Genomic DNA, 19,576 nt, shown 5'->3' on the forward strand with positions numbered 1-19,576 from the left:
CCGGGTGCGGGACGATCATCGGGGGCTGCGGCTCTTCCTCCATCTCACGCAGTCCCTGAACTTCGGGCGGACCAGCCTGGACTGCCACGTCAGCCCGGCGACGCTGACCCGGACCGTGCAGCGGCTGGAGGCGGAGCTGGGCCACCGGCTGTTCGACCGGGGACCGCGCGGGGTGTCCCTGACGGCGGAGGGCCAGCGCTTCCGCGAATACGCCGTACAGGCCCTGGAGTTGTGGCAGGCCTACCGCGACGAACACCCCTACCCGGCCGAACTCACGGGCAGCCTGACGGTGTTCGCCACCGTGACCGCCTGCCAGGCCCTGCTGCCCGACCTGTTGGCGCCGTTCCGTACGGCGCACCCCCAGGTGCGGCTGGATCTGCGCACCGGGGACGCGGCGGCCGCGCTGGCCCGGCTCGACGAGGGCGAGGCCGACGTGACCGTGGCCGGGATCCCGGCGCGGCTGCCGGAACCGCTGGCCGGCCGGACGGTCACGGTCACCGACCTGGTCCTGGTCACCGCGCGCGACCGCCCGGACCCCGGCCTGGACGGCCCGTTCGTCCTTCCCCAGCGCGGTCTGGTGCGCGAGGCGGCCGACCGCTGGTTGCGGGCACGGGGGCGCCCCGTGGACGTCGCCTGCGAACCGGACGGTCACGAGGCCCTGTTGGCCCTGGTCGCCCTGGGCTGCGGCACGGGGGTGGTCCCCCGGCTGGTGCTGGAACACAGCGGGGTGCGGGACCGGATCTCGGTGCTGCCGGCCGCCCCCGCGCCGGAGCCGTTCCCGATCGGACTGTGCGTGCGCCGGTCCGACCTCAGGCGGCCGCTGGTGGCGGCGCTGTGGAGCCTGACGGCGCAGTGGTAGGCGGGCGTGCTGAGCCGTTGCGGTGGCAGGCCGTTACCGAAGCGCGGCCAGCGGGTCGTCCAGCACCGGCTGCCAGGCCAACTCGGCCGCTCCCACCAGGCTGTTGTGGCTCAGCGTGCACGGCAGGATCGGCACACTGCCGCTCTGGCCCCACAGACTCCGGTCGGCCACCACGGCACGCAGCCGCTCCGGATCGGCGTCCAGGAGGGTGCGGTGCAGGCCGCCGAGGATGATGCGGTCGGGGTTGAGGATGTTGACGAGCCCCGCGAGGCCGAGGCCGAGCCGGTCGATCAGGGCCTCGGTGGCCCTGCGGACGGTCGGGTCGGCGTAGTGGTCGCGGATCAGGTCCTCGGCCTGCCGGAGCAACGACACCTCGGGTCCTGGCTCGCGGCCCGCCTCGATCAGCAGGGCCAGCGGATCGGCCTCCACGTCCAGGCAGCCCCGGCTGCCGCAGTGGCAGGGGCGGCCCTCGGGGTTCACGGCGAGGTGGCCGACCTCCAGGGCGAGGCCCGAACTCCCGGTGTGCAGACGGCCGTCCAGGACCAGCGCGCCGCCGACGCCCCGGTGCCCGGTGGCCACGCACAGCAGGTCCCGCGCGCCCCGGCCCGCGCCGTGCCGGTGCTCGGCCAGCGCGGCCAGGTTCACGTCGTTGCCCGCGAACGCCGGGCCGGTGATCCCGGCCGCCCGCACGCACTCCGCGAAGATCCGGCGTACGGGCGCCCCCACCGGCCAGGCCAGGTGGAGGGGGTTGAGGGCCAGGCCGTCCGGTTCCGCGACGGCGGACGGCACGGCGAGACCGGCGCCGACACAGCGGAGGCCGGTAGTGCGCAGAAGGTCGGCACCGGCCTCGACCACCGAGCCGAGCACCTTCGCCGGGTCGGCGTCGACCGCCTCGCAGCCGGGCGCGGTCGCGACGATCCGGCCGCCCAGACCGACCAGCGCCGCACGGAACCCGTCGGCGTGGACCTGCGCGGCGAGCGCGACGGGGCCGTTCTCGGCGACCTCGAGCCGATGCGAGGGGCGGCCCTGCGACCCGGCGGCCGCGCCCGGGTGGGCATCGACGCTGATCAGGCCGAGCGCCTCCAGTTCGGCGGCGACGGCGCCGGCCGTGGCCCGGGTGACGCCGAGCTCCGAGGTGAGCACCGCGCGGGTGGGGGCGCGGCCGGTGTGCACGAGTTCCAGTGCGGGGCCGAGTGCGCCGCGTCCTCGGTCCAACCGGGGTTTCGAGGTTCCGTTCCCCGTCGGGCCGGGGGCCGCCTTTCCGCTCATGAGAGGGAGTCTGCCATGATCCGTAGGAGGGGCCGTATCGAAAGTGCGGCGCCGTTGGGGCTGGTCGCGCCCGCGCGGCGGTAGCCGCATGTCGATACAGCCCCGCGCCCCTACAGGGGCGCTTCAGTCGGGGCGCGTCCAAAGCCGCTCACTCTCAGCGTGATGTTGAGGCGGCCGGTCAGGCCCAGCTCTGCCGGTCCCGTGCCCGGGTACACCCTCGGCACCCCGTGATAGGCGAGCCGCGACTCGCCCCCGAACACGAACAGGTCACCCGACCGCAGCTCCACGTCCGTGTACGGCCTGGTCCTGCTCTCCGTGTTCCCGAAGCGGAACACGCACGCGTCCCCCAGGCTCAGCGACACCACCGGCGCGGCCGACTTCTCGTCGGCGTCGCGGTGCATGCCCATGCGGGCGTCGGCGTCGTAGAAGTTGATCAGGGCGATGTCGTACGACAATCCTCCGACCGCCTCCGGACCCAGGGCGTCGGTCACCGCGCGGCGGCCCAGTTCGCCGAGCCAGGCCGGGAACGGCTTCACGGGGCCGCCGTCGCCGTCGACGACTGTGCGGGCGTAGGCGTACGGGTACCAGTGCCAGCCCAGGCAGACCTGGCGGGCGGTCATCGTGCCGCCCTCGGGCGTGCGGACCGTGCGCAGGCCCGCCGGGGGCCGGGCCCAGTCGCGGCAGGCGGCGAGCAGCGCACGCTGGCGGTCCGTGTCCAGCCAGTCGGGGACGTGCACGGCGCCCGGTGCGATGCGGGCGCGCGCCCTCGGGAACAGCTCATCCTCCATGCCCCCATCCTGCCCGACCGGGCCTGAGCTGCGGTTCGGCTAGCCTGGACGCACGATGAGCGACCGTATGACGACTGCCTGGGGCGAGTTCGAGCTGTCCCGCTTCCCGGAGGATCCGCGCGACCGGCTGCGTGCCTGGGACGCCTCCGACGCGTACCTGCTGCGGTATCTCGACCGGGAGCGGATCGGGCTGTCCGGCACGGTCGTGGTGCTCGGCGACCGCTGGGGGGCGCTGGTCACGGCGCTGGCCGAGCACCGGCCGGTGCAGATCACCGACTCGTACCTGAGCCAGGAGGCGACCCGCGCGAACCTGGCGCGCGCGGGCGTCGAGCCGGGCGCGGTGCAGTTGCTGACCACCCAGGATCCGCCGCCCGAGCGGGTGGACGTGCTGCTGGTGCGGTTGCCGAAGAGCCTTGCGCTCCTTGAGGACCAGCTGCTGCGGCTGGCGCCCGCCCTGCACGCGGGCACGGTCGTGATCGGCACCGGCATGGTCAAGGAGATCCATACCTCGACGCTCCGGCTGATCGAGCGGATCATCGGGCCGACCCGGACCTCGCTGGCCGAGCAGAAGGCCCGGCTGATCCACTGCACGCCGGATCCGGCGCTTGCGCGCCCGGAGAATCCATGGCCGTACAGCTACGCGCTCCCCGACGGCATCGGCGCGGTCTCCGGGCGTACGGTCGTCAACCACGCGGGGGTCTTCTGCGCCGACCGGCTCGACATCGGTACCCGGTTCTTCCTGGCGCATCTGCCCGAGGGGGGCCGGCGGATCGTGGACCTGGGATGCGGGAACGGGGTCGTGGGTACGGCGGTGGCGCTGGCCGATCCGACGGCCGAGGTGCTGTTCGTGGACGAGTCGTTCCAGGCGGTCGCCTCGGCGGAGGCCACCTACAAGGCCAACGGAGTTCCCGGGCATGCCGAGTTCCGGGTCGGGGACGGGCTGGCCGGGGTCGCGGCCGGGAGCGTGGACGTGGTGCTGAACAACCCGCCGTTCCACTCCCACCAGGCGACCACCGACGCGACGGCGTGGCGGATGTTCACCGGGGCGAAGCAGGCGCTGCGGCCGGGCGGCGAGCTGTGGGTGATCGGCAACCGGCACCTGGGCTACCACGTGACGCTGCGCCGCCTGTTCGGCAACAGTCAACTGGTCGCGAGCGACCCGAAGTTCGTAGTGCTGAAAGCGGTCAGGCGCGGGTAGTCCCGCCGTCCAGCACGCCGATGATCCGGGTCACCTCCCGGGCCATCGCCTCCCGGCCGGCACCAAGGTAGGTACGGGTGTCGACGGCCTCGGGACGGTCCGCGAGGTAACGGCGTACGGACGCGGTCATCGCCATGTTGAGTGCCGTGCCGACGTTGACCTTGGCGATGCCGCCGGACACCGCGGCGACCAGACCCTCGTCGGGCACCCCGGAGGAGCCGTGCAGGACGAGCGGGACCGGCACGGCGGCCGAGAGGCGTCCGAGCAGGTCGTGGTCGAGGGCGGCGGTGCGGGTGGTCATGGCGTGCGCGCTGCCGATCGCCACGGCCAGCGCGTCGACACCGGTGGCGGCGACGAAGTCCCGTGCCTCGGCGGGGTCGGTACGCGCTCCGGGTGCGTGCGCGTCCAGTGCCGGCCGGCCGTCCTTGCCGCCGACCTCACCCAACTCCGCCTCGATCCAGAGGCCTTGGGCGTGTGCCCAGTCGACGGCGGCCGCGGTCGCGGCGAGGTTCTCGGCGTACGGCAGCCGGGACGCGTCGTACATCACCGAGCTGAACCCGGCGGCGGGGGCCTGGCGGAGCAGGTCGTCGCTGAGGACATGGTCGAGGTGCAGCGCGACGGGCACCTGGGCGCGTTCGGCGGCTGCGGTGGCGGCGCAGGCCAGCGGGAGGAGCCGTCCGTGGCGGAACTTGACGGCGTTCTCGCTGACTTGGAGCACGACGGGCGAACCGGCGGCCTCGGCGCCGGCGATGACGGCCTCCACGTGTTCCAGGCCGATCACGTTGAACGCGGCGACGGCGGACCGGACTTCGGCGGCCCGGGTCAGCAGTGCGCCGGTGGCTGCCAGGGGCACGCTCACTCCTCGCCGGACGGGGTGAGGATCACCGAGCGGGTGAGATGGCGCGGCCGGTCCGGGTCGAGGCCCCGGGCGGCGGCGACGGCGACCGCGAGGCGCTGGGCGCGGACGAGTTCGGCGAGCGGGTCGAGGGTGCCCTGGATCCACAATCCCCCAGTGGCGCCGACCTGTTCGGCGAGTCCGGCGGGGGCCCGGCCGAACATCCAGGTGGCCGTGGCGCGGGTGGTGATGCTGATCGGGCCGTGCCGGTACTCCATCGCCGGGTAGGCCTCGGTCCAGGACAGCGAGGCCTCGCGCATCTTGAGTCCGGCCTCGCTCGCGAGTCCGACGGTCCAGCCGCGCCCGAGGAAGGTGAACTGGGCGCACTCGACCAGTCCCGCCGGCAGGGGGGTCGACAGTGCGGTGCGGGCGTCGGCGACCACGGCGTCGGTGTGCAGTCCGAGGTGGGCGCGGAGCAGGGTGAGCGCGCTGGTCGCGAACCGGGTCTGGACGACGGAGCGTTCGTCGGCGAAGTCCAGGACGACGAGCTCGTCGGCGGCCTCCGTGACCGGGGTGCCGGGGTCGGCGGTGATCGCCGCGGTGCGCACACGCCCCTTCAACTCGCCCAGCAGGTCCAGCACTTCGGTGGTGGTGCCGGAGCGGGTGAGGGCCAGTACCCGGTCGTACGACCGTCCGTGCGGGAACTCCGAGGCGGCGAAGGCGTCCGTCTCACCGTGCCCCGCGGACTCGCGCAGTACGGCGGCGGCCTGGGCCATGAAGTAGGAGGTGCCGCAGCCGACGATCGCCACCCGCTCGCCCGGGGCGGGGAGCGCGTGTGCTTGGCGGGTGGCCTCGGTGGCGGCTTGTATCCAGCAGTCGGGCTGGCTGTTCAGCTCTTCGGTGGTATGTGACATACCACTGTCCCTCCCCTGAGTGGCATCATGATTGTTCTTGCAAGATAGAGCCAGTTTTCAATCACAATCAAGCATCCCACCCGAATTCAGGTGCGCTAGGGTCACCGGAAGATCAAGGAACGGAGGCGGCGGATGTCGCGCGACGCACGCTGGAAGGCACTGCTTGAGCTGCTGGTCGAGCGCGGTCGCCTTGAGGTCGAGGAGGCGGCGGCCGAGCTGGCGGTCTCGGCGGCCACCATCCGCCGGGACCTCGACCAGCTCGCCGAGCAGCAGATGCTGGTGCGCACCCGGGGCGGGGCGGTGGTGCACGGGGTGTCGTACGAACTGCCGTTGCGCTACAAGACGGCCCGGCAGGCCTCGGAGAAGCAGCGGATCGCCAAGGCGGTGGCGGACCTGATCGCGCCGGGCGAGGCGGTGGGGCTGACGGGCGGTACGACCACCACGGAGGTGGCCCGCGCTCTGGCGGTGCGGGGCGACCTGGCCGCCGGTGCGCCGGCGCTGACGATCGTCACGAACGCGCTCAACATCGCCAACGAGCTCGCGGTGCGGCCCCAGTTCAAGATCGTGGTGACGGGCGGGGTGGCGCGGCCGCAGTCGTACGAGCTCATCGGCCCGCTCGCGGACGGGGTGCTGAGTCAGATCACCCTTGATGTGACGGTGCTCGGGGTGGTCGGCTTCGACGTCACGCACGGGGCGGCCGCCCATGACGAGGCGGAGGCCGCGGTCAACCGGCTGCTGTGCGAGCGTGCGGCCCGCGTGATCGTCGCCGCCGACTCCAGCAAGCTGGGCGGGCGGGCGTTCGCCCGGATCTGCGCGGCGGAGCTGGTGGACACGCTCGTCACGGACGCGGCGGCGGAGCCGGAGGAGGTGCGCCGGTTCGAGGAGGCGGGGATCCGGGTCGTGACCGTGTGACGCGGTGTGCCCCGGTGACTGGGCTTCCTGTCACATCCCGCTGGTGTCCGCGCTGACGAATCCGGCGCCCCGCTGGTCGTTGCAGCCGAACACGGGCCGGTCGGCCGGGTCGGGCCAGCTCTGGCGGGCCTGGAGGGCGACGCTCACCAGGGTGAGCAGCAGGTCGACGTCGCTCGCGGCGTCGAGGCGTATGGTCACCCACTGCGAGCCCGGGACGATCCGGATCGCCCCCGTGCTCTTGAGGTCCTTGGCGAAGTGCCGGATGGCGTGGGCGGTCAGACGCAGGTCTACATCGCGCTCGGAGTGGAAGTGCGCGATCTCACCCTCCGCCGAACTCACGGCCTGGCCCAGACCGCAGCTCGGTACGGCCTGGGTCAGGTCGGGCCAGGTCGCCAGTTGCGCCAGAGCGCGCGAGGCCAACGTCATGGGGCCATCATGGCCCGCTCACCCTCCGGTAACCAACCAGCGAGCAGTTATTAACCGAGCTGTTGCCGGACTCTGTCCGAACACATACGCCTGGGACGAGTGAATATCCGCAGGATTTCAGTGGTTCAAGGGACGGAAGGTACTTCTCGGGTGTTCGGTACGACCGTGGCGGACATCACGTTCCACACAGGTCCGGCACCTGCCCTACGCACGCCTGACAGCCGTCGCCGCGAACGCGTCGGCGGCGGCGAGGTCGAAGTCCCCGTGATCGCTGCCGAGGCCCTGGGCGACCAGTGCCGCCACGGCGTTGCCGAGGACGGCGGAGTCGTGCGGGGTACGGCCCAGCCCGATGCCGAAGACGAATCCGGCCGAGAAGGCGTCGCCGCAGCCGGTGGTGTCCACGACGTCGATCTCGAAGGCGGGCACCGGCTCGGCACCCTCGGCGGTGACCAGCAGCGCGCCGTCGCCGCCCCGGGTGACCGCGACCAGCCCGGCGCCGGCACCGACCAGCTTCTTCGCGCCGGCCACCAGGTCGTCCTCGCCGGAGAAGCCCAGTACCTGGTCGTCGTTGGGGAGGAGGTGGTCGACGTACGGCAGCGCCGCCGCGATCTGCTCGAAGCTGCCGAGCACTCCGGGCGCGAGCAGGTCCACGGAGGTCGTCACGCCGTGCTCCTTGGCGAAGTGCAGGATGCGCGCGGCGACGTCGACTCCGATCAACTCCGGTCCGCCGAGGTGGAGATGGGTGGCCTCGGCGAGGGCGTCCCAGGGCACGTCGTCGACGCCGTAGGTGATGTTGGCGCCGAGCAGGTGCAGGGAGGGCCGGTCGCCGTTGGGACGGATGGGCAGCACGCTCGCCGAGGTGGCGGTGTCGGTGCGACGGACGAGGAAGCCGGTGTCGATCCCGGCCTTGCCGAGCAGCTGCACCAGCATGTCACCGGTCGCGTCGTCGCCGATGGCCCCGGCGCTGCGCACGGTGGCGCCGAGCTTGGCGAGGCTGAGCGCGGTCCCGCCGGCGGTCCCTGCCGCGGTCATCCTGATGTCCTCGACCAGGGTGGCGCCCTGGCCCTCGGGTATCGCGTCCACCGGCCGGACCAGCACGTCCAGCACATGCACGCCCATCGTGACGACTCTCATGGCTTGCCCTCCTGCAGGGTTTGGGTGGTGCCGTAGTTCCGGGCGATCGCGGCCTCGATCACCGCGAGTTGCTGCCGCTCGTCCAGGACGCGGGGCGTCCCGAGGGCAGCCGCGTGCTGGTAGACACCACAGGCCCATTCGAGCAACAGGGCGTTCTCGACGGCCTTGTCGAGGGTCGGGCCGACGGTCACCGAGCCGTGGTTGGCCAGCAGGGCGGCGCTGCGGCCGTCGAGCGCGGCGAGCACCGACTCGGCGAGTTCCGGGGTGCCGAAGGTGGCGTACGGCGCCACCCGCACGGTGCCGCCGAGGGCGAGCAACTGGTAGTGGATGCACGGCAGTTCGTCGAGGACGCAGGAGAGCGCGGTAGCCATCGGAGCGTGCGTGTGGACGACCGCGCCGGCGCCGTAGCGCCGGTAGACCCCGAGGTGCAGGTCGAGTTCGGAGGTCGGCTGCAGGGTGCCGGCGACGACCTTGCCGTCCAGGTCGACCACCGTCACCTGTCCCGCGGTGAGCTGGGCGAGCACCGCACCGGTGGCGGTGACCGCGACCCGGTCCCCCACCCGCACGCTGACGTTTCCCGCCGTACCGATGAGCAGGCCCGCGGCTCCCAGGCGACGGCAGACGTCCGCCACCGCGGCCCGTTCCTGAACCAGCGCGGAGCTTGAGTCCGTCATGGCCGCGACGCTAACGTAAACCTGAAACAAAGTCACGTTCAGATTCAGGAGCCGCGGGTGACCGAGCCGACCGCCGAGGAGACCGGGGCCGTGCTGCGCCGGACTCCCCAACAGGCCCGCAGCAAAGCCCGGTTGGCGCGGGTACTGAAAGCGGCGGAGCGCGTGCTGATCGCCGAGGGCGTGCCGGCCCTGACCACCACCAGGGTCGCGGCGGAGGCCGGGGTGTCGGTCGGCTCGCTGTACCAGTACCTGCCCGACCGGGACGCGATCATCGACGCGCTGGCGGCGACGTACTTCTCCCAGCTCGAAGCGGTGATGGAGGAGTTCGTGCGCAGCGCGGCGACCGAACGCTGGTCCGACCCGGTCGGTGTGCTGATCGACACCTACGCCGGGCTCTACCGCACCGAACAGGGCTTCCGGGCCCTGTGGTTCGGCAGCGGTCTGACCGACCGGACCCGGGCGGCGGACCGGGAGCACAAGCGCCGGATGGCCGACGGGGTGCGCCGGGTGCTGCTCGCGCTCGGCATCGCCGCCGACACGGAGGGGCTCGGCCGGGCCTGCCATGCCGCCGTCCTCGCCGCCGACGCGCTCGCCCAGGAGGCCTTCCGCCGCGACGCCGAGGGCGACACGGCCCTCCTCGACGAGGCGAAGGTCATGCTGCGCGGCTACCTCACGGCACTGGCCGGGAGGCGGGGGCAGCGGGACGGCGCTGCGATGGGCACCGCTCCGGTCAGCGAGCCCGCTCCCAGACCGGCTGGACGCCCGGAGTCAGCGCGGGGAACAGACCGGCGCTCACTCCCCACTTGATGCTTCCCCAGTCGAAGACCTCGGTCGGCAGTTCGGAGGGCCCGGTGCGGGTCCCAGCCTCGAATCGGCTCACGGTTGCTCGCCTCGTTCTCGTTCTCGTTCTCGTTCCACCAGACTCATCGGAAGCTGATCGACTTGAAGTCCTCGGTCTGCCGGCGGATGCCGGTCTCCGTGGGCAGGCGTTCGATCGAGCTCGCGCCGAAGAAGCCCACGACTCCCTCCGTCCGCGAAAGGACGTACTGCGCGTCCCGGGGTTCCGCGACGGAGCCGCCGTGGCACAGCACGAGGATGTCCGGGGCGACCGAGACCGCGGCATCCCGCATCGCCTGGATGTGCGTGACGCACTCGTCGAGGGTGAGCGCGGTGTCGGCGCCGATGGTGCCCTTGGTGGTCAGGCCCATGTGCGGGACGAGGACGTCGGCCGGCTTGGGCAGGCTCCAGGTCGAAAACAGCAGGCCGTGCTCGGCCGGCTGGGACTTGGCGATCTTCACCACGGGCAGTGCACGGTCATGCGGGTATCCCGGGCGGCCCGTAGTGGCGCAAGTAGTCACGCGCCTGAGGCTCGTCGAGCCCGGACAGGTCATTTCCGTTGAGGGCATGCCAGAGACGGTTCTCGATCCAGAACCGATGGGCGAATTCCTCGAACGAAGGTGCACACCAGAGGATTGCGGCTCTTTGCTCTTCCGGATCGTCGAGATTGGTCTCCGTCTCTTCGCCATCGCGCCGTGCCTCGTACTCGTATTCGTAGTCGAGATAGGAGTGCACCACGAACGCCTCACCCGACGAGCGGAGGTAGAGGTACCAGATGACGCAGTCCTGTTGATCCCGCAGGAATCGCACGAGGAAGGCACCGGGCTCGACCGGACTGGGCAGGGGCTCTGAGATATCGGTCCAGCAGCAGGTCACCGAAACCTCGTCCAGTGAGTAGTGCAGCTTCGAGTCGGCCTGGAAGGCGGCGAAGTCCCGCGGCAGCGTCAAGCCTCTGGCCGACAGGTCCTCTGCCAGGCGATTGAGCACCGTGACCTGCTCGGGAACAGGTTCGCCGGTACCGCCGAGCCATTGAAAAGCACCCGTGAACTGGGTGGAGTCGAGAGGTGGCAGACTCTCGTACGGGTAGTACTCGTAGGTGTAGCGGCAGGGTCGGTATGCACCCAGGTCGGTGGCACACCACGCAGAGTCGAAGCCGACCGGGGACAAGTCAGGCCCTGATCGTTCACCGGGCATCGGCCCCCCTTTGATCACCGTGAGCGGAGTTGTCGGCGTCAGCATCGCACCGCCCACTGACACCCCCTGCAACGGGCGGGCGAAGCCAGGCCGTGTCCGGCCGATCTTGTAGTGGAGTCGGGGGGAGCCGGTGTGCTGGTCAGACGGTTCGGCCCGTGGAAGACCGCGTATGAACGCCATCGGCTCTGGCCGGCCGACGGCACCTGGGAGCGGCGGCTCCAGCGGGTCCAGGGCGCTGCCGACGCGGACGGCGCGATCGACTGGGACATCTCGGCGGACTCCACCGTGATGCGAGCCCACCAGCACGCCGCCAGGGCCCGTAACACCCCACCAGCGGCGCCGAGTTGTCCAAGAGGGGCCGCCGTGGCGGAACACCTGAGCGGGAGGCCCTGGTTGAGGCTGCTCGGCCACTTGGTGGCGGTGGCGCCACAGGCGAGGCCCTGGGGCGCTCCCGCGGCGGGTTCACCACCAAAGTCCACCTGAGCACCGATGGCCGCTGCCGCCCGCCGTCTCTCACTGTCACTCATCGAGTCCCTCGTGCCGGGCCCGATCCCCGATCGTCGCCGTAACCCCGCCGCTGGCCGAACGGTCTGGCCGACCGCCATCAACTTTCCACAACAGCAGCACAGTTGATCCCGCATATCGACTTGCGCAGGAGGCCACTTGGCGTAGTTAATGACCACCGGTCAGTGATCTCAGGGGGACTCGTGGAGAGAACCGAAGCGTCCGGGTTCCCGGACATCCCGCCGCCGCCCGCCACCCCGCCGCAGACGTTCCGCGGGATCGACCTGCGGGTCGGAAAGCGGCTGTTGTGGGTCGGCGGGGCTGCATACCCGCTGGAGAACATCGCCCGGGTGCACACGTACATGCTCATGCCGAAGCGCTGGGAGGCCACGAGGCTCTTCCTGAAACGTCTCGGGATCATCCTGTCGGTGGCGTTCGCACTGACCATCCTCGGCGGCATCACCGGGATCGCCAGCCAGGACACGGCGAGCACGCTCATAGTGTGGGTGTGGCTGGGCTCGACGGCCGCGCTGCTCCTGTGCACGGTGGAGTGGCTGCAGGTGCTGTCGGCGACGCCGCTGTACGTCCTGGCCGTGGAGACGTCCGGCCCGCCCATGGCCGTGGTGACGAGCGCGGACCCGCGCCAACTCGACCAGCTGGTGGGCTCCCTCGTGCACGCGATCGAGCACCCGGAGACGGAGTTCCACGTCACGGTGGACCGTCTCATGGTCAACCCGAAGAACTACTACTTCGGCGACAACGTCAACATGTACGGCGGTACGGGCAACGTGGGAGTGGGACACGCATGAGCGACATGAGCGGCAACAACTTCTACTTCGGCGACAACGTGACGATGCACGGCGGCACCGGGAACACCGGCATCGCCAAGCACCAGACACCGGCCGGGCCGCCCACCGTCGACCCCGCCCTCCAAGCCGCCGTCGAGGAACTTCGCCGACTGGTGGGGACGCTGCGTGAGCAGGTCCCGGCCGCGAGTGCGCAGGCCATCGACGACTCACTGCCGGCCCTCACCACGGACCCGGGCACCGCCCCGCAGGAACGGCACCGCGCGCTGATGGCCGTCGCGGGAATCGCGGCGACGGTCGGCGCGGTGGGCCAGCCGGCGCTGGAGGCGGTGAACCGGATCCTGGGGCTGCTCGGCGGCCAGTAGGCGGCCGACGAACAGCCCCCGCCGGACAGTCCGCGGCCCCTGCGACAGGCCCGGCCGCGCAACGGGCGCAGCCCCGCGCCACTCTGAGTGAGGCCGTCGCCCAGGGCCATGCAAGTGCCCTGCTCACGGTAGTCGGCGGGCCCAGAGCGAGACAGAGACGCCCGTGATCACCAGACGCTCCAGAGATGCCAGCCGCCGCGTGATGTTGTGCTTGCGCTGCAACGCCTGCTGCGACACGCCTCCTTGATGGTCACGGCGGATCGCTGTGTGCTGATCAATCCTCGGAAGGTGACTCCCGCCATCACCTCCAAACGACTCCCGCGCTGAGGATCTGGTCCACTTCTTGTGGTCACGCAAGCAGCGTCACCGTCGATCTTCGTGTGACGGCGGTCAAGGTCGCCCGAGAAGTCGAGCCGGCCGGGTTCTGGGCGTCCGATGAGACTCGCTACCGCCCACTGTCAGCAACGACGGGTGCAGAGCCGTCGTCAGGAAAGAAGGCGTCGGCGTCGCACCCCGTAGGGGAGCCGTCGACGAGACGATGGGTCCGGCGGCGAAGTACGCGGCCGGCAACATCAGGACGATGTACACCCCGTGTCCGGTGTTGCCTGGGGCGGGTTGCGGGAGACGCCCATGAACCCTTTTCGCTCTCAGGCAGTGTCGAACGCCTGGTCGACGCTCAGTGTGTCCTCGTAGAGGTGCATGCGGACGATCTCGCCGTCTTCGACCACCAGGTGCATGGCCGACGGGGTGGTGAACTCCTTGCCGGTGGACGCGACGGTGTGCGTGAAGACCCCCAGCAGCATCACGTCACCGCCGTCGACGATGACCCGCTCCAGCACGACCTTGCTCTTGCCGGGTACGAAGTGCGGCCACATCGTGGTGAAGTACGGCGCGACTTCCTCCCGGTGGGTACGGCGGCCGGTCCAGGACAGTTCGTCGTTGCCGGGGACGTACCAGTCGATGTCCGCCGCGAACAGTTCCTGGATGCCGTCCTGGTCCTGCCCGCCGAGGCGCTCCACGAACTGCTCGGCCACTGCCCGTGAGGTCTGGGCATCTGTTGCCATGGGGTTCTCCGAATCTTTGAGGTAACCATTTTTGTTACATTTACGGGCGCGGAAACGGGCCACCACCGAGACCAGGGGTGGGCTAGGCGGTTCTGAGTACGTCCCGCAGGACGTCCTCCAGTGTGGTTCTCGCCAACTCCCCACGAAGGACGGCCTCGATCTCGCCGTAGACAGAGGTCAGCGCCGGTCCTATGCCGTGGCCCACGACGCACTCGGGGTCAGGCGTCGAGCGGTGCAGAGCGAAAATCGGCCCGGCGCCGATCGCCTCATGGACGTCGAGCAGGGTGATCGAGTCAGGTCCCGGGCGAGCATCCAGCCTGCTCCTGCACCTCGCCGCGAGTCGGCGAGGCCGGCCTTGCGCAGCTCGCCCAGGAGGCGACGGATCACCACCGGATTGGTGTTGACGCTCGTCGCGATCTGCTCGGAGGTGGCTACCTCGTGACCGCGACGCTGATACAGACCTATCCACGTGAGGACATGCGCCTTGACAAACCTGATTCCTCGGAATGCGCGTCTGGACGGCCCGGCACCTCGCACAGATCGACCGCAAGATACGCGGCCCTACAGCAGCGCCAGGCCGAAGGGGAACGAGGCCGGCGCAGCCGACCTCAGCCGCCGGACCGGGTCGTCCAGCTCGGCATCGCAGACCATCGGCTCGCTCGCGGCCGGCCCGCGCTCCTGGCTCAGCGGCATCGACACGACCAGCGGCTACGTCACCGCGGTCCTCGGTCCCCTGCTGATCACCGGCGTCTCGGCCGGATTGACCTGCATACCGGCCGCCTCCCTGGTGATGGGTGGGGTCGAGCAGCAGCACGCCGGATCGGCCTCCGGTCTGCTCCAGAGAGTCCAGCAGCCGGGCGGCGCCGTCGGACTCGCCGTTGCCGTCTCGGTCTACGCCGCCGGGGCCGCCCCCGGCCAGTTCGTCCCCGGCGTCCGCGCCGCATTCCCGACCACCGCAGCATTCACGCTGCCGGCTTCCACCATGGCAGCGCTCATCCTGCGCTCCCGCCGACCGGTCCACGCCAAAACCAGCTGAAGCGCCAAGATCGCCTCCCTGTCCAGGCCGCTGAACCGCACGCGGGGCCGCGGCATACCTCCGATCCGTTCTCGTCGAGGTCCCAGACGGCGCAGACCCGCCAAGCTCCACGCGCCCTTGAGGACACCGCCCTCGCGCTCGCCGCACAGAAGTAGTCCCTCCAAGACCCGAAGGGACCGAAGCGGACACCGCGCAGGCCAAGCGGCCCGCGCCGCACACGCTCACGGACAAACGCCCGCAGTCCCCGGAGCACCGCCGCCGGCCCACTCACCGCCAGCGATGAGAGATCGCCATGCCCCACGCCCCCGATCCGACCACGGCCACGCCGGCTCCCGTCCGGTCCGCCGCCGAGCCGGAACCACTGGCCGCAGACCCCCGCAGGTGGTTCGCCCTTGCCCTCGTCTCCGTCGCGACCTTGATGATCGTCCTCGACTCGTCCATCGTGACCATCGCGCTGCCACACGCACAGACCGATCTGCACATCTCGCCCGACAACCGACAGTGGGTCGTCACCGCCCTGGTACTGCTGGCCGGCTTCGTCGCCCGCGAGGCACGCACCAGCCACGGTCGTGGTCTTCACCGACGCGACCAGCGGCGTCACCACCTACGGCGCCTGCCGCTCGCTCTCGGTCCCCGAGCCCGACCAGGACGGCACCGTCGTGCTGGACTTCAACCGCGCGCTCAACCTGCCCTGCGCGTTCAGCGGCATGCCCGTCTGCCCCGTCGCTCCCGCCGAGAACCGGCTGCCGTTCGCCGTCGAGGCCGGCGAGAAGACCCCCCACAGCCAGCAGCACTGACACCCCGTCACCGGGAGTGGACGGCCTGGAGCCGGGCCCCGGATCCCGGGGGCAACGCGCTGCCGCCGACAGCCGGATCGCCCCCGGGACGACGGCTGGTCCGCGACGGGGAGCACCTCGTTCCGCCGAGCGCGGCCCTCCAGCCGATCGTCGACACGCGGCAGGGCGAAGCTTTGCAAGCCTGATCAATCTGATTCCTCAGAATGATCCGGTTGACATGGCCCTCCACGACACCAGGGTTCCGCGGATGCGAGAGGCCGGCGATGACGGCGTCGAGGTCGCGTTCGAGGTGTTGGGCGAACCGGCGGAGTCTGCGCAGCTCAGCGGTGGCGGTGTCCGCTGCGATCCATTCGGACAGCTGGTCGCCTTGCAGTTGAGTGAGCATGTGGGCGAAGGAGCGCACGTGCACGGTGAGCGCCGCCAGTTCGGGACAGTTGACCAGGACGGCCTTGAGGCGTAGTCGGTCGTTCTCGTTCAGGGTGTCAGGGTGTCAGGGCGCCAGGGCGGGTCAGGATCCAGCGCGTGACGGCCTTGGCCGACGGCGGCCAGGGCCCGACCGGCCGCGGCTTGCCGCGAAGAGCCCTGCCGACGTAGCCGCGGACGTTGCCGTAACCGTGCGGGCAACCCTGTTCCTTTGGTGCCCGGCCCAGCCCAGGGGTTCGGCGGCGGTGCCCCCTCCCTCAACCGCGGCGGGCCGGGCGAAACCGTCGGCCAGGGCATGCGGGTGGTCCCGGACGACCTTTTCCTGGTCGCCGACGACGAGGACGACATCGGAGCGCCACACGGTGGTCTGTCCTGACAAAAGTCCCGACTGACCCTTGACTGGTCTGGACCAATCACGCTTTGCTGCTGGGGTTACCACTCACCCCCTACCACTGGAGTGGCACATGAGCACAACCATGCCCGGCGGGCCTCGCAGATCTGTCTATGGCAGGTGCATGACAGTGCTGCTGGCCGTCCTGGCCTGTCTCCTCGGCACGTTCACCGTCCTCGGCGCCGCGAGCCCTGCGGCGGCGGCGGACTGCGCCTCGGCCTGGAGCTCCACCGCGGTCTACACCGGCGGCATGACCGCCTCCTACAACGGCGACAACTGGCAGGCCAAGTGGTGGACACAGGGCGAGACGCCCGGCGTCGCCGCAGTCTGGGCCGACCAAGGAGCCTGCGGTGGATCCAGCGGAGGAGGCACCGGCGGCAGCTGCAACTACCCCGCCTGGGTGGCCGGACAGTCCTATGCGACCGGCGCCATCGTGCGGTACACCCCCAATGGCCAGTACTACATCGCCACCCACGACAACCCCGGATACGACCCCACCATCAGCACCTGGTACTGGTCCCCCTACACCTGCACCGGAGGCTCCGGTGGAGGAGGCACGGGCGGCGGCACCAGCGGATTCGTGGTCAGCGAAGCCCAGTTCAACCAGATGTTCCCGAACCGGAACTCCTTCTACACCTACAGCGGCCTGGTGACCGCGCTCAGCGCCTACCCCGGCTTCGCCACCACCGGCAGCGCCACGGTGCAGAAGCAGGAGGCCGCGGCGTTCCTGGCCAACGTCGACCACGAGACCGGCGGCCTCGTCTACATCAACGAGGTCGACCAGTCCGGGAACTACTGCGCGAGCGAGCCCTACGGCTGCCCCGCCGGCACCTACGCCTACTACGGACGCGGCCCGATGCAGCTCAGCTGGAACTTCAACTACAAGGCCGCCGGCGACGCCCTCGGCGTCGACCTGCTGGACAACCCCGGCCTGGTTGCCTCCGACTCGGCGATCTCCTGGAAGACCGGCCTGTGGTACTGGAACACCCAGACCGGCCCCGGCACGATGACCGGACACAACGCCATGGTCAACGGCGCGGGCTTCGGCGAGACCATTCGCAGCATCAACGGCAGCATCGAGTGCAACGGCGGCAACACCGCCGAGATGCAGGACCGCGTCAACGACTACCTCTCCTTCACCTCCATCCTCGGCGTCCCCGCAGGCTCCAACCTCACCTGCTGACCACACCCATGGGAACGCCCGACCAACCATCCACCCTTCTCACCAACCGAATAGCCGCCTCCCCAGTGCCGAATCAATGAGGATTTTCAACCTGATTGTGAAGCCAGCGGGTTGGCGTATCAGAACGGCGAAGCTCCTGGCAGACGGGTTGTCAAACACGAACAACCTTCTATGCCGGGAGCTTCGCGAACCGCTTGCGAGGCCGGAGCGCGAGTTCGGGGCCGAGATGGTCGATGATCCGGTCGGCCGCCGACGTGGGGATGCCGAACAGCGGAGCAAGCCGGCGCATCGTCAGGTTCGTGCGCCAGCAGGCCGCGACGAGCAGCAACCGGTCCTTCAGCGGCAGGCTCCATGGGCGCCCGCGCCGTGTCTCGTTCGCGCTCTCGCGGCGCATCACGGTCACCGGCTTGCCGAAACAGCGCGGGCTCTGCCCGGTGAACGGGGCTGTCCGGGACGGCTCGGACGCCGTGATCACACCAGTCACAGCGTGGTCGTCCCAAAGATCGACCGCATGGCACGATGACCACCATGGCAGGTCAGGTCTTGGTGTCACTCATATCGCTGGGAGGCGTTGTCCTCGGCGGCATGCTGTCCTACCTCGTCCAGCACAGGACGATCAGCCGCTTACCGATGGGCGCGATGCGTTCCGAGGGATCGTCTTCGCCCGACATGCCGAAGGCGCCCTGTTTCAGGGTGCGGGAGTCCGCGTGAAGTGCCCGGCCGGCGCGCTGAACGAGCCCGACGCCCGGATCCGGTAAGCCGGTGGGCCAGGGCCCGAACACTCCGATCATCGAGAGCGACGTGATGGGCGGCAGGACCGCCGACGGCGCCGTAGCCACCAAGCCACGGCCCCGGCGGTCAGCAGCGCGGCGACGATCAAGGCGGGCCCCACGCAGCAGACGATGGCCGCGACAGCGACGGATATGGGCTGACCGAAGGTTTCCCTCGGAGTGGTCGGATCGCGGCGCCGGGTCGGGTCATGACGGTGCGGCTATCGGGGCGATGCGGTCAGGAGCGGGCCGAAGATGTCAGCGCCAAGGCGCTCGGCCTCGGCCTGGTCCAGGACGGCGCCGCCGAGGTCGGCCTGCCGGCCGGTCCACTGCTCGGCGGTGGCGCGTGTGGTGAAGAACCGCAGGTAGCCGCAGCACACCGCAGCGGCCGGTCCGTCCCCGGGGCGGGCGCCGTAATAGACCACCGCGGTGGCCGGCTGCCAGACGGTCCTTCCGTCGGTGAACTCCACGCGGACGGAGCCGCCGGTGACCGGGTCCGTGGAGGTGATGACGGCGTCTGTCCCCAGCATGACCGGGATGCCCAGCGCGTCGATCGCGCACATCGACCACACCGTCGGCCCGTCGGCGATCTGCACGACGTGCTCGGTGGGGATGGCGGAGAACGGGTAAGCAGCCTGGATGCGACCGGTGTCGTCCAGCGTGAGGAAGTCCTCGGCGGCCAGCTCGGCGAGCACCCGGACGGCGGGGACGCCGAAGGGTTCGGCCACCGACTCCAGCTCCGCGTCACCGGGCGGGGCGCCAGTTGTGGCGAAGGAGCGCAGGACGGCCTGCTGCACGGCCCGCAGGCCCCGCTCGACCGGCGCGAGACGGCCCCGCCCGGCCCGGCCGGCAGCCCGCTCCGCCCCGATGGTGGCGTTGACGTCGAGGACCTGGCGCAGCTCCTCGACGGAGGGCGCCCCGCCGATCCGGCCGTCCGCCATGCGGTAGAGGCGGCAGGACAGGCCGGCCGCGGTGCCCGGAACGGCGAACGGGTCGCACCCGTCGACCAGCAGCGTCGGCGAGCCGTGCATGTTCCGGCGTTCGGCCTCGGCTTGGACGTCGACCACGTGCTCGGTCAGCTCCACGTCCGTACGGCCGGCCAGTGCGAGCACAAGCCGCTCCTTGAGCACCGGGCCGTTCGGGCAGTCCGGGACCGTCAGCATCTCCACGCGCATCGGCGGCACCTCCAGGTCACGT

General features: G+C 70.7%; 23 protein-coding genes and 4 pseudogenes. 13 read left to right on the top strand and 14 right to left on the bottom strand.

What is annotated here, in order from left to right:
- The first annotated feature begins 4 nt into the window (after positions 1-4).
- Entirely contained in the window at positions 5-859 is an 855-nt protein-coding gene (gene ilvY / locus SSP29_RS39830) for an HTH-type transcriptional activator IlvY (RefSeq protein WP_089105814.1), read from the top strand.
- A gap of 33 nt (positions 860-892) precedes the next feature.
- On the opposite strand, the gene SSP29_RS39835 is transcribed toward ilvY, so the two are convergent.
- Positions 893-2,128 (bottom strand): ROK family protein, encoded by a 1,236-nt coding sequence (locus SSP29_RS39835; protein ID WP_089105815.1) that lies wholly within the window; start codon positions 2,126-2,128, stop codon positions 893-895.
- A 110-nt stretch (positions 2,129-2,238) separates the two neighbouring features.
- Positions 2,239-2,916, bottom strand: coding sequence for an alpha-ketoglutarate-dependent dioxygenase AlkB family protein (locus tag SSP29_RS39840; protein ID WP_089105816.1), 678 nt, complete (start codon positions 2,914-2,916; stop codon positions 2,239-2,241).
- Between the two features lie 67 nt (positions 2,917-2,983).
- Here SSP29_RS39840 and SSP29_RS39845 point away from each other — a divergent pair, with 67 nt between their 5' ends.
- On the top strand, positions 2,984-4,114 hold the full coding sequence (locus tag SSP29_RS39845) for a methyltransferase (RefSeq protein WP_089105817.1): 1,131 nt from the start codon (positions 2,984-2,986) through the stop codon (positions 4,112-4,114).
- Here the strand turns inward: SSP29_RS39845 and SSP29_RS39850 are convergent.
- Complete coding sequence (locus tag SSP29_RS39850; RefSeq protein ID WP_089105818.1) at positions 4,101-4,967, bottom strand: class II fructose-bisphosphate aldolase; 867 nt, start codon at positions 4,965-4,967, stop codon at positions 4,101-4,103. The genes SSP29_RS39845 and SSP29_RS39850 overlap by 14 nt on opposite strands.
- Before the next feature lie 2 nt (positions 4,968-4,969).
- Positions 4,970-5,863: an SIS domain-containing protein gene (locus tag SSP29_RS39855; protein ID WP_089105819.1), complete on the bottom strand. Its 894-nt coding sequence runs from the start codon at positions 5,861-5,863 to the stop codon at positions 4,970-4,972.
- A 132-nt stretch (positions 5,864-5,995) separates the two neighbouring features.
- On the opposite strand from SSP29_RS39855, the gene SSP29_RS39860 reads away from it, so the two are divergent.
- The gene (locus SSP29_RS39860; protein ID WP_089105820.1) at positions 5,996-6,775 is read left to right on the top strand and encodes a DeoR/GlpR family DNA-binding transcription regulator; all 780 of its coding nucleotides are present in this window, start codon (positions 5,996-5,998) and stop codon (positions 6,773-6,775) included.
- A 30-nt stretch (positions 6,776-6,805) separates the two neighbouring features.
- Here the strand turns inward: SSP29_RS39860 and SSP29_RS39865 are convergent, their stop codons facing one another.
- The 3 genes from SSP29_RS39865 to SSP29_RS39875 form a co-directional block, all read right to left on the bottom strand.
- Entirely contained in the window at positions 6,806-7,201 is a 396-nt protein-coding gene (locus SSP29_RS39865; protein ID WP_150135808.1) for a luciferase domain-containing protein, read from the bottom strand.
- A 204-nt stretch (positions 7,202-7,405) separates the two neighbouring features.
- Positions 7,406-8,335, bottom strand: a complete 930-nt coding sequence (locus SSP29_RS39870) for a carbohydrate kinase family protein (protein ID WP_089105821.1) — start codon at positions 8,333-8,335, stop codon at positions 7,406-7,408.
- A complete protein-coding gene (locus SSP29_RS39875) occupies positions 8,332-9,009 on the bottom strand; it encodes a class II aldolase/adducin family protein (RefSeq protein WP_089105822.1) in 678 nt (225 codons plus the stop codon). The genes SSP29_RS39870 and SSP29_RS39875 overlap by 4 nt, the downstream gene beginning before the upstream one ends.
- Positions 9,010-9,066: 57 nt before the next feature.
- Between SSP29_RS39875 and SSP29_RS39880 the strand changes: the two genes are divergently transcribed.
- Complete coding sequence (locus SSP29_RS39880) at positions 9,067-9,816, top strand: TetR/AcrR family transcriptional regulator (protein ID WP_089105823.1); 750 nt, start codon at positions 9,067-9,069, stop codon at positions 9,814-9,816.
- Between the two features lie 116 nt (positions 9,817-9,932).
- Here SSP29_RS39880 and SSP29_RS57205 read toward each other — a convergent pair whose 3' ends face one another.
- Together SSP29_RS57205 and SSP29_RS57210 are read right to left on the bottom strand one after the other, a co-directional pair.
- Entirely contained in the window at positions 9,933-10,307 is a 375-nt protein-coding gene (locus SSP29_RS57205) for a phosphoenolpyruvate hydrolase family protein (protein WP_245883480.1), read from the bottom strand.
- Between the two features lie 16 nt (positions 10,308-10,323).
- The gene (locus SSP29_RS57210; RefSeq protein WP_245883481.1) at positions 10,324-11,097 is read right to left on the bottom strand and encodes a hypothetical protein; all 774 of its coding nucleotides are present in this window, start codon (positions 11,095-11,097) and stop codon (positions 10,324-10,326) included.
- A gap of 87 nt (positions 11,098-11,184) precedes the next feature.
- Here SSP29_RS57210 and SSP29_RS60440 point away from each other — a divergent pair.
- From SSP29_RS60440 to SSP29_RS39900, 4 genes and pseudogenes are all read left to right on the top strand, one after another.
- Positions 11,185-11,361, top strand: a pseudogene (locus SSP29_RS60440) (IS5/IS1182 family transposase); the annotation flags it as partial.
- Positions 11,362-11,471: 110 nt separating this feature from the next.
- Positions 11,472-11,564, top strand: a pseudogene (locus SSP29_RS60445) (IS5/IS1182 family transposase); the annotation flags it as partial.
- A 183-nt stretch (positions 11,565-11,747) separates the two neighbouring features.
- Positions 11,748-12,353 (top strand): DUF6232 family protein, encoded by a 606-nt coding sequence (locus SSP29_RS39895; RefSeq protein WP_089105825.1) that lies wholly within the window; start codon positions 11,748-11,750, stop codon positions 12,351-12,353.
- Entirely contained in the window at positions 12,350-12,715 is a 366-nt protein-coding gene (locus SSP29_RS39900) for a hypothetical protein (RefSeq protein WP_150135812.1), read from the top strand. Before SSP29_RS39895 ends, SSP29_RS39900 begins: the two co-directional genes overlap by 4 nt.
- A gap of 647 nt (positions 12,716-13,362) precedes the next feature.
- Here the strand turns inward: SSP29_RS39900 and SSP29_RS39905 are convergent.
- The 3 genes and pseudogenes from SSP29_RS39905 to SSP29_RS58835 all read right to left on the bottom strand — a co-directional run bounded on the left by SSP29_RS39905 (position 13,363) and on the right by SSP29_RS58835 (position 14,478).
- Positions 13,363-13,779 carry a nuclear transport factor 2 family protein gene (locus SSP29_RS39905; RefSeq protein ID WP_089105827.1) on the bottom strand — a complete coding sequence of 139 codons (417 nt, stop codon included), beginning with the start codon at positions 13,777-13,779 and terminating at the stop codon, positions 13,363-13,365.
- Positions 13,780-13,861: 82 nt separating this feature from the next.
- Positions 13,862-14,277, bottom strand: a pseudogene (locus tag SSP29_RS39910) (Rrf2 family transcriptional regulator).
- A gap of 63 nt (positions 14,278-14,340) precedes the next feature.
- A complete protein-coding gene (locus SSP29_RS58835; protein WP_167450108.1) occupies positions 14,341-14,478 on the bottom strand; it encodes a hypothetical protein in 138 nt (45 codons plus the stop codon).
- 61 nt (positions 14,479-14,539) lie between these two features.
- Here SSP29_RS58835 and SSP29_RS58840 point away from each other — a divergent pair, with 61 nt between their 5' ends.
- From SSP29_RS58840 to SSP29_RS39935, 5 genes are all read left to right on the top strand, one after another.
- Positions 14,540-14,815 carry an MFS transporter gene (locus SSP29_RS58840; protein ID WP_150135814.1) on the top strand — a complete coding sequence of 92 codons (276 nt, stop codon included), beginning with the start codon at positions 14,540-14,542 and terminating at the stop codon, positions 14,813-14,815.
- A gap of 569 nt (positions 14,816-15,384) precedes the next feature.
- Positions 15,385-15,612 (top strand): DUF1684 domain-containing protein, encoded by a 228-nt coding sequence (locus SSP29_RS39925; RefSeq protein WP_438363834.1) that lies wholly within the window; start codon positions 15,385-15,387, stop codon positions 15,610-15,612.
- A 217-nt stretch (positions 15,613-15,829) separates the two neighbouring features.
- Positions 15,830-16,072, top strand: coding sequence for a hypothetical protein (locus tag SSP29_RS39930; RefSeq protein ID WP_089105831.1), 243 nt, complete (start codon positions 15,830-15,832; stop codon positions 16,070-16,072).
- 177 nt (positions 16,073-16,249) lie between these two features.
- The gene (locus SSP29_RS58845) at positions 16,250-16,411 is read left to right on the top strand and encodes a hypothetical protein (RefSeq protein ID WP_167450109.1); all 162 of its coding nucleotides are present in this window, start codon (positions 16,250-16,252) and stop codon (positions 16,409-16,411) included.
- A 139-nt stretch (positions 16,412-16,550) separates the two neighbouring features.
- Positions 16,551-17,609, top strand: a complete 1,059-nt coding sequence (locus SSP29_RS39935) for a glycoside hydrolase family 19 protein (protein WP_089105832.1) — start codon at positions 16,551-16,553, stop codon at positions 17,607-17,609.
- A 181-nt stretch (positions 17,610-17,790) separates the two neighbouring features.
- Here the strand turns inward: SSP29_RS39935 and SSP29_RS39940 are convergent.
- Positions 17,791-18,093, bottom strand: a pseudogene (locus tag SSP29_RS39940) (helix-turn-helix domain-containing protein); the annotation flags it as partial.
- Between the two features lie 507 nt (positions 18,094-18,600).
- Positions 18,601-19,554, bottom strand: a complete 954-nt coding sequence (locus SSP29_RS39950) for an alkylmercury lyase family protein (protein WP_089105834.1) — start codon at positions 19,552-19,554, stop codon at positions 18,601-18,603.
- Positions 19,555-19,576: the final 22 nt, after the last annotated feature.

This window comes from Streptomyces hyaluromycini, assembly GCF_002217755.1.
In the GTDB taxonomy this organism is placed as follows: Bacteria; Actinomycetota; Actinomycetes; order Streptomycetales; family Streptomycetaceae; genus Streptomyces; species Streptomyces hyaluromycini.

Excerpts from the sequence above, each read along its gene's own strand:
- SSP29_RS39860 (WP_089105820.1), top strand. The coding sequence starts at position 5,996 with ATGTCGCGCGACGCACGCTGGAAGGCACTGCTTGAGCTGCTGGTCGAG.
- SSP29_RS39845 (WP_089105817.1), top strand. The coding sequence starts at position 2,984 with ATGACGACTGCCTGGGGCGAGTTCGAGCTGTCCCGCTTCCCGGAGGAT.
- SSP29_RS39930 (WP_089105831.1), top strand. The coding sequence starts at position 15,830 with ATGGCCCTCCACGACACCAGGGTTCCGCGGATGCGAGAGGCCGGCGAT.
- SSP29_RS39835 (WP_089105815.1), bottom strand. The coding sequence starts at position 2,128 with ATGAGCGGAAAGGCGGCCCCCGGCCCGACGGGGAACGGAACCTCGAAA.
- SSP29_RS39950 (WP_089105834.1), bottom strand. The coding sequence starts at position 19,554 with ATGCGCGTGGAGATGCTGACGGTCCCGGACTGCCCGAACGGCCCGGTG.
- SSP29_RS39870 (WP_089105821.1), bottom strand. The coding sequence starts at position 8,335 with ATGAGAGTCGTCACGATGGGCGTGCATGTGCTGGACGTGCTGGTCCGG.
- SSP29_RS39865 (WP_150135808.1), bottom strand. The coding sequence starts at position 7,201 with ATGACGTTGGCCTCGCGCGCTCTGGCGCAACTGGCGACCTGGCCCGAC.
- SSP29_RS39875 (WP_089105822.1), bottom strand. The coding sequence starts at position 9,009 with ATGACGGACTCAAGCTCCGCGCTGGTTCAGGAACGGGCCGCGGTGGCG.
- SSP29_RS39855 (WP_089105819.1), bottom strand. The coding sequence starts at position 5,863 with ATGTCACATACCACCGAAGAGCTGAACAGCCAGCCCGACTGCTGGATA.
- SSP29_RS39935 (WP_089105832.1), top strand. The coding sequence starts at position 16,551 with ATGACAGTGCTGCTGGCCGTCCTGGCCTGTCTCCTCGGCACGTTCACC.
- SSP29_RS39905 (WP_089105827.1), bottom strand. The coding sequence starts at position 13,779 with ATGGCAACAGATGCCCAGACCTCACGGGCAGTGGCCGAGCAGTTCGTG.
- SSP29_RS39840 (WP_089105816.1), bottom strand. The coding sequence starts at position 2,916 with ATGGAGGATGAGCTGTTCCCGAGGGCGCGCGCCCGCATCGCACCGGGC.
- SSP29_RS39900 (WP_150135812.1), top strand. The coding sequence starts at position 12,350 with ATGAGCGACATGAGCGGCAACAACTTCTACTTCGGCGACAACGTGACG.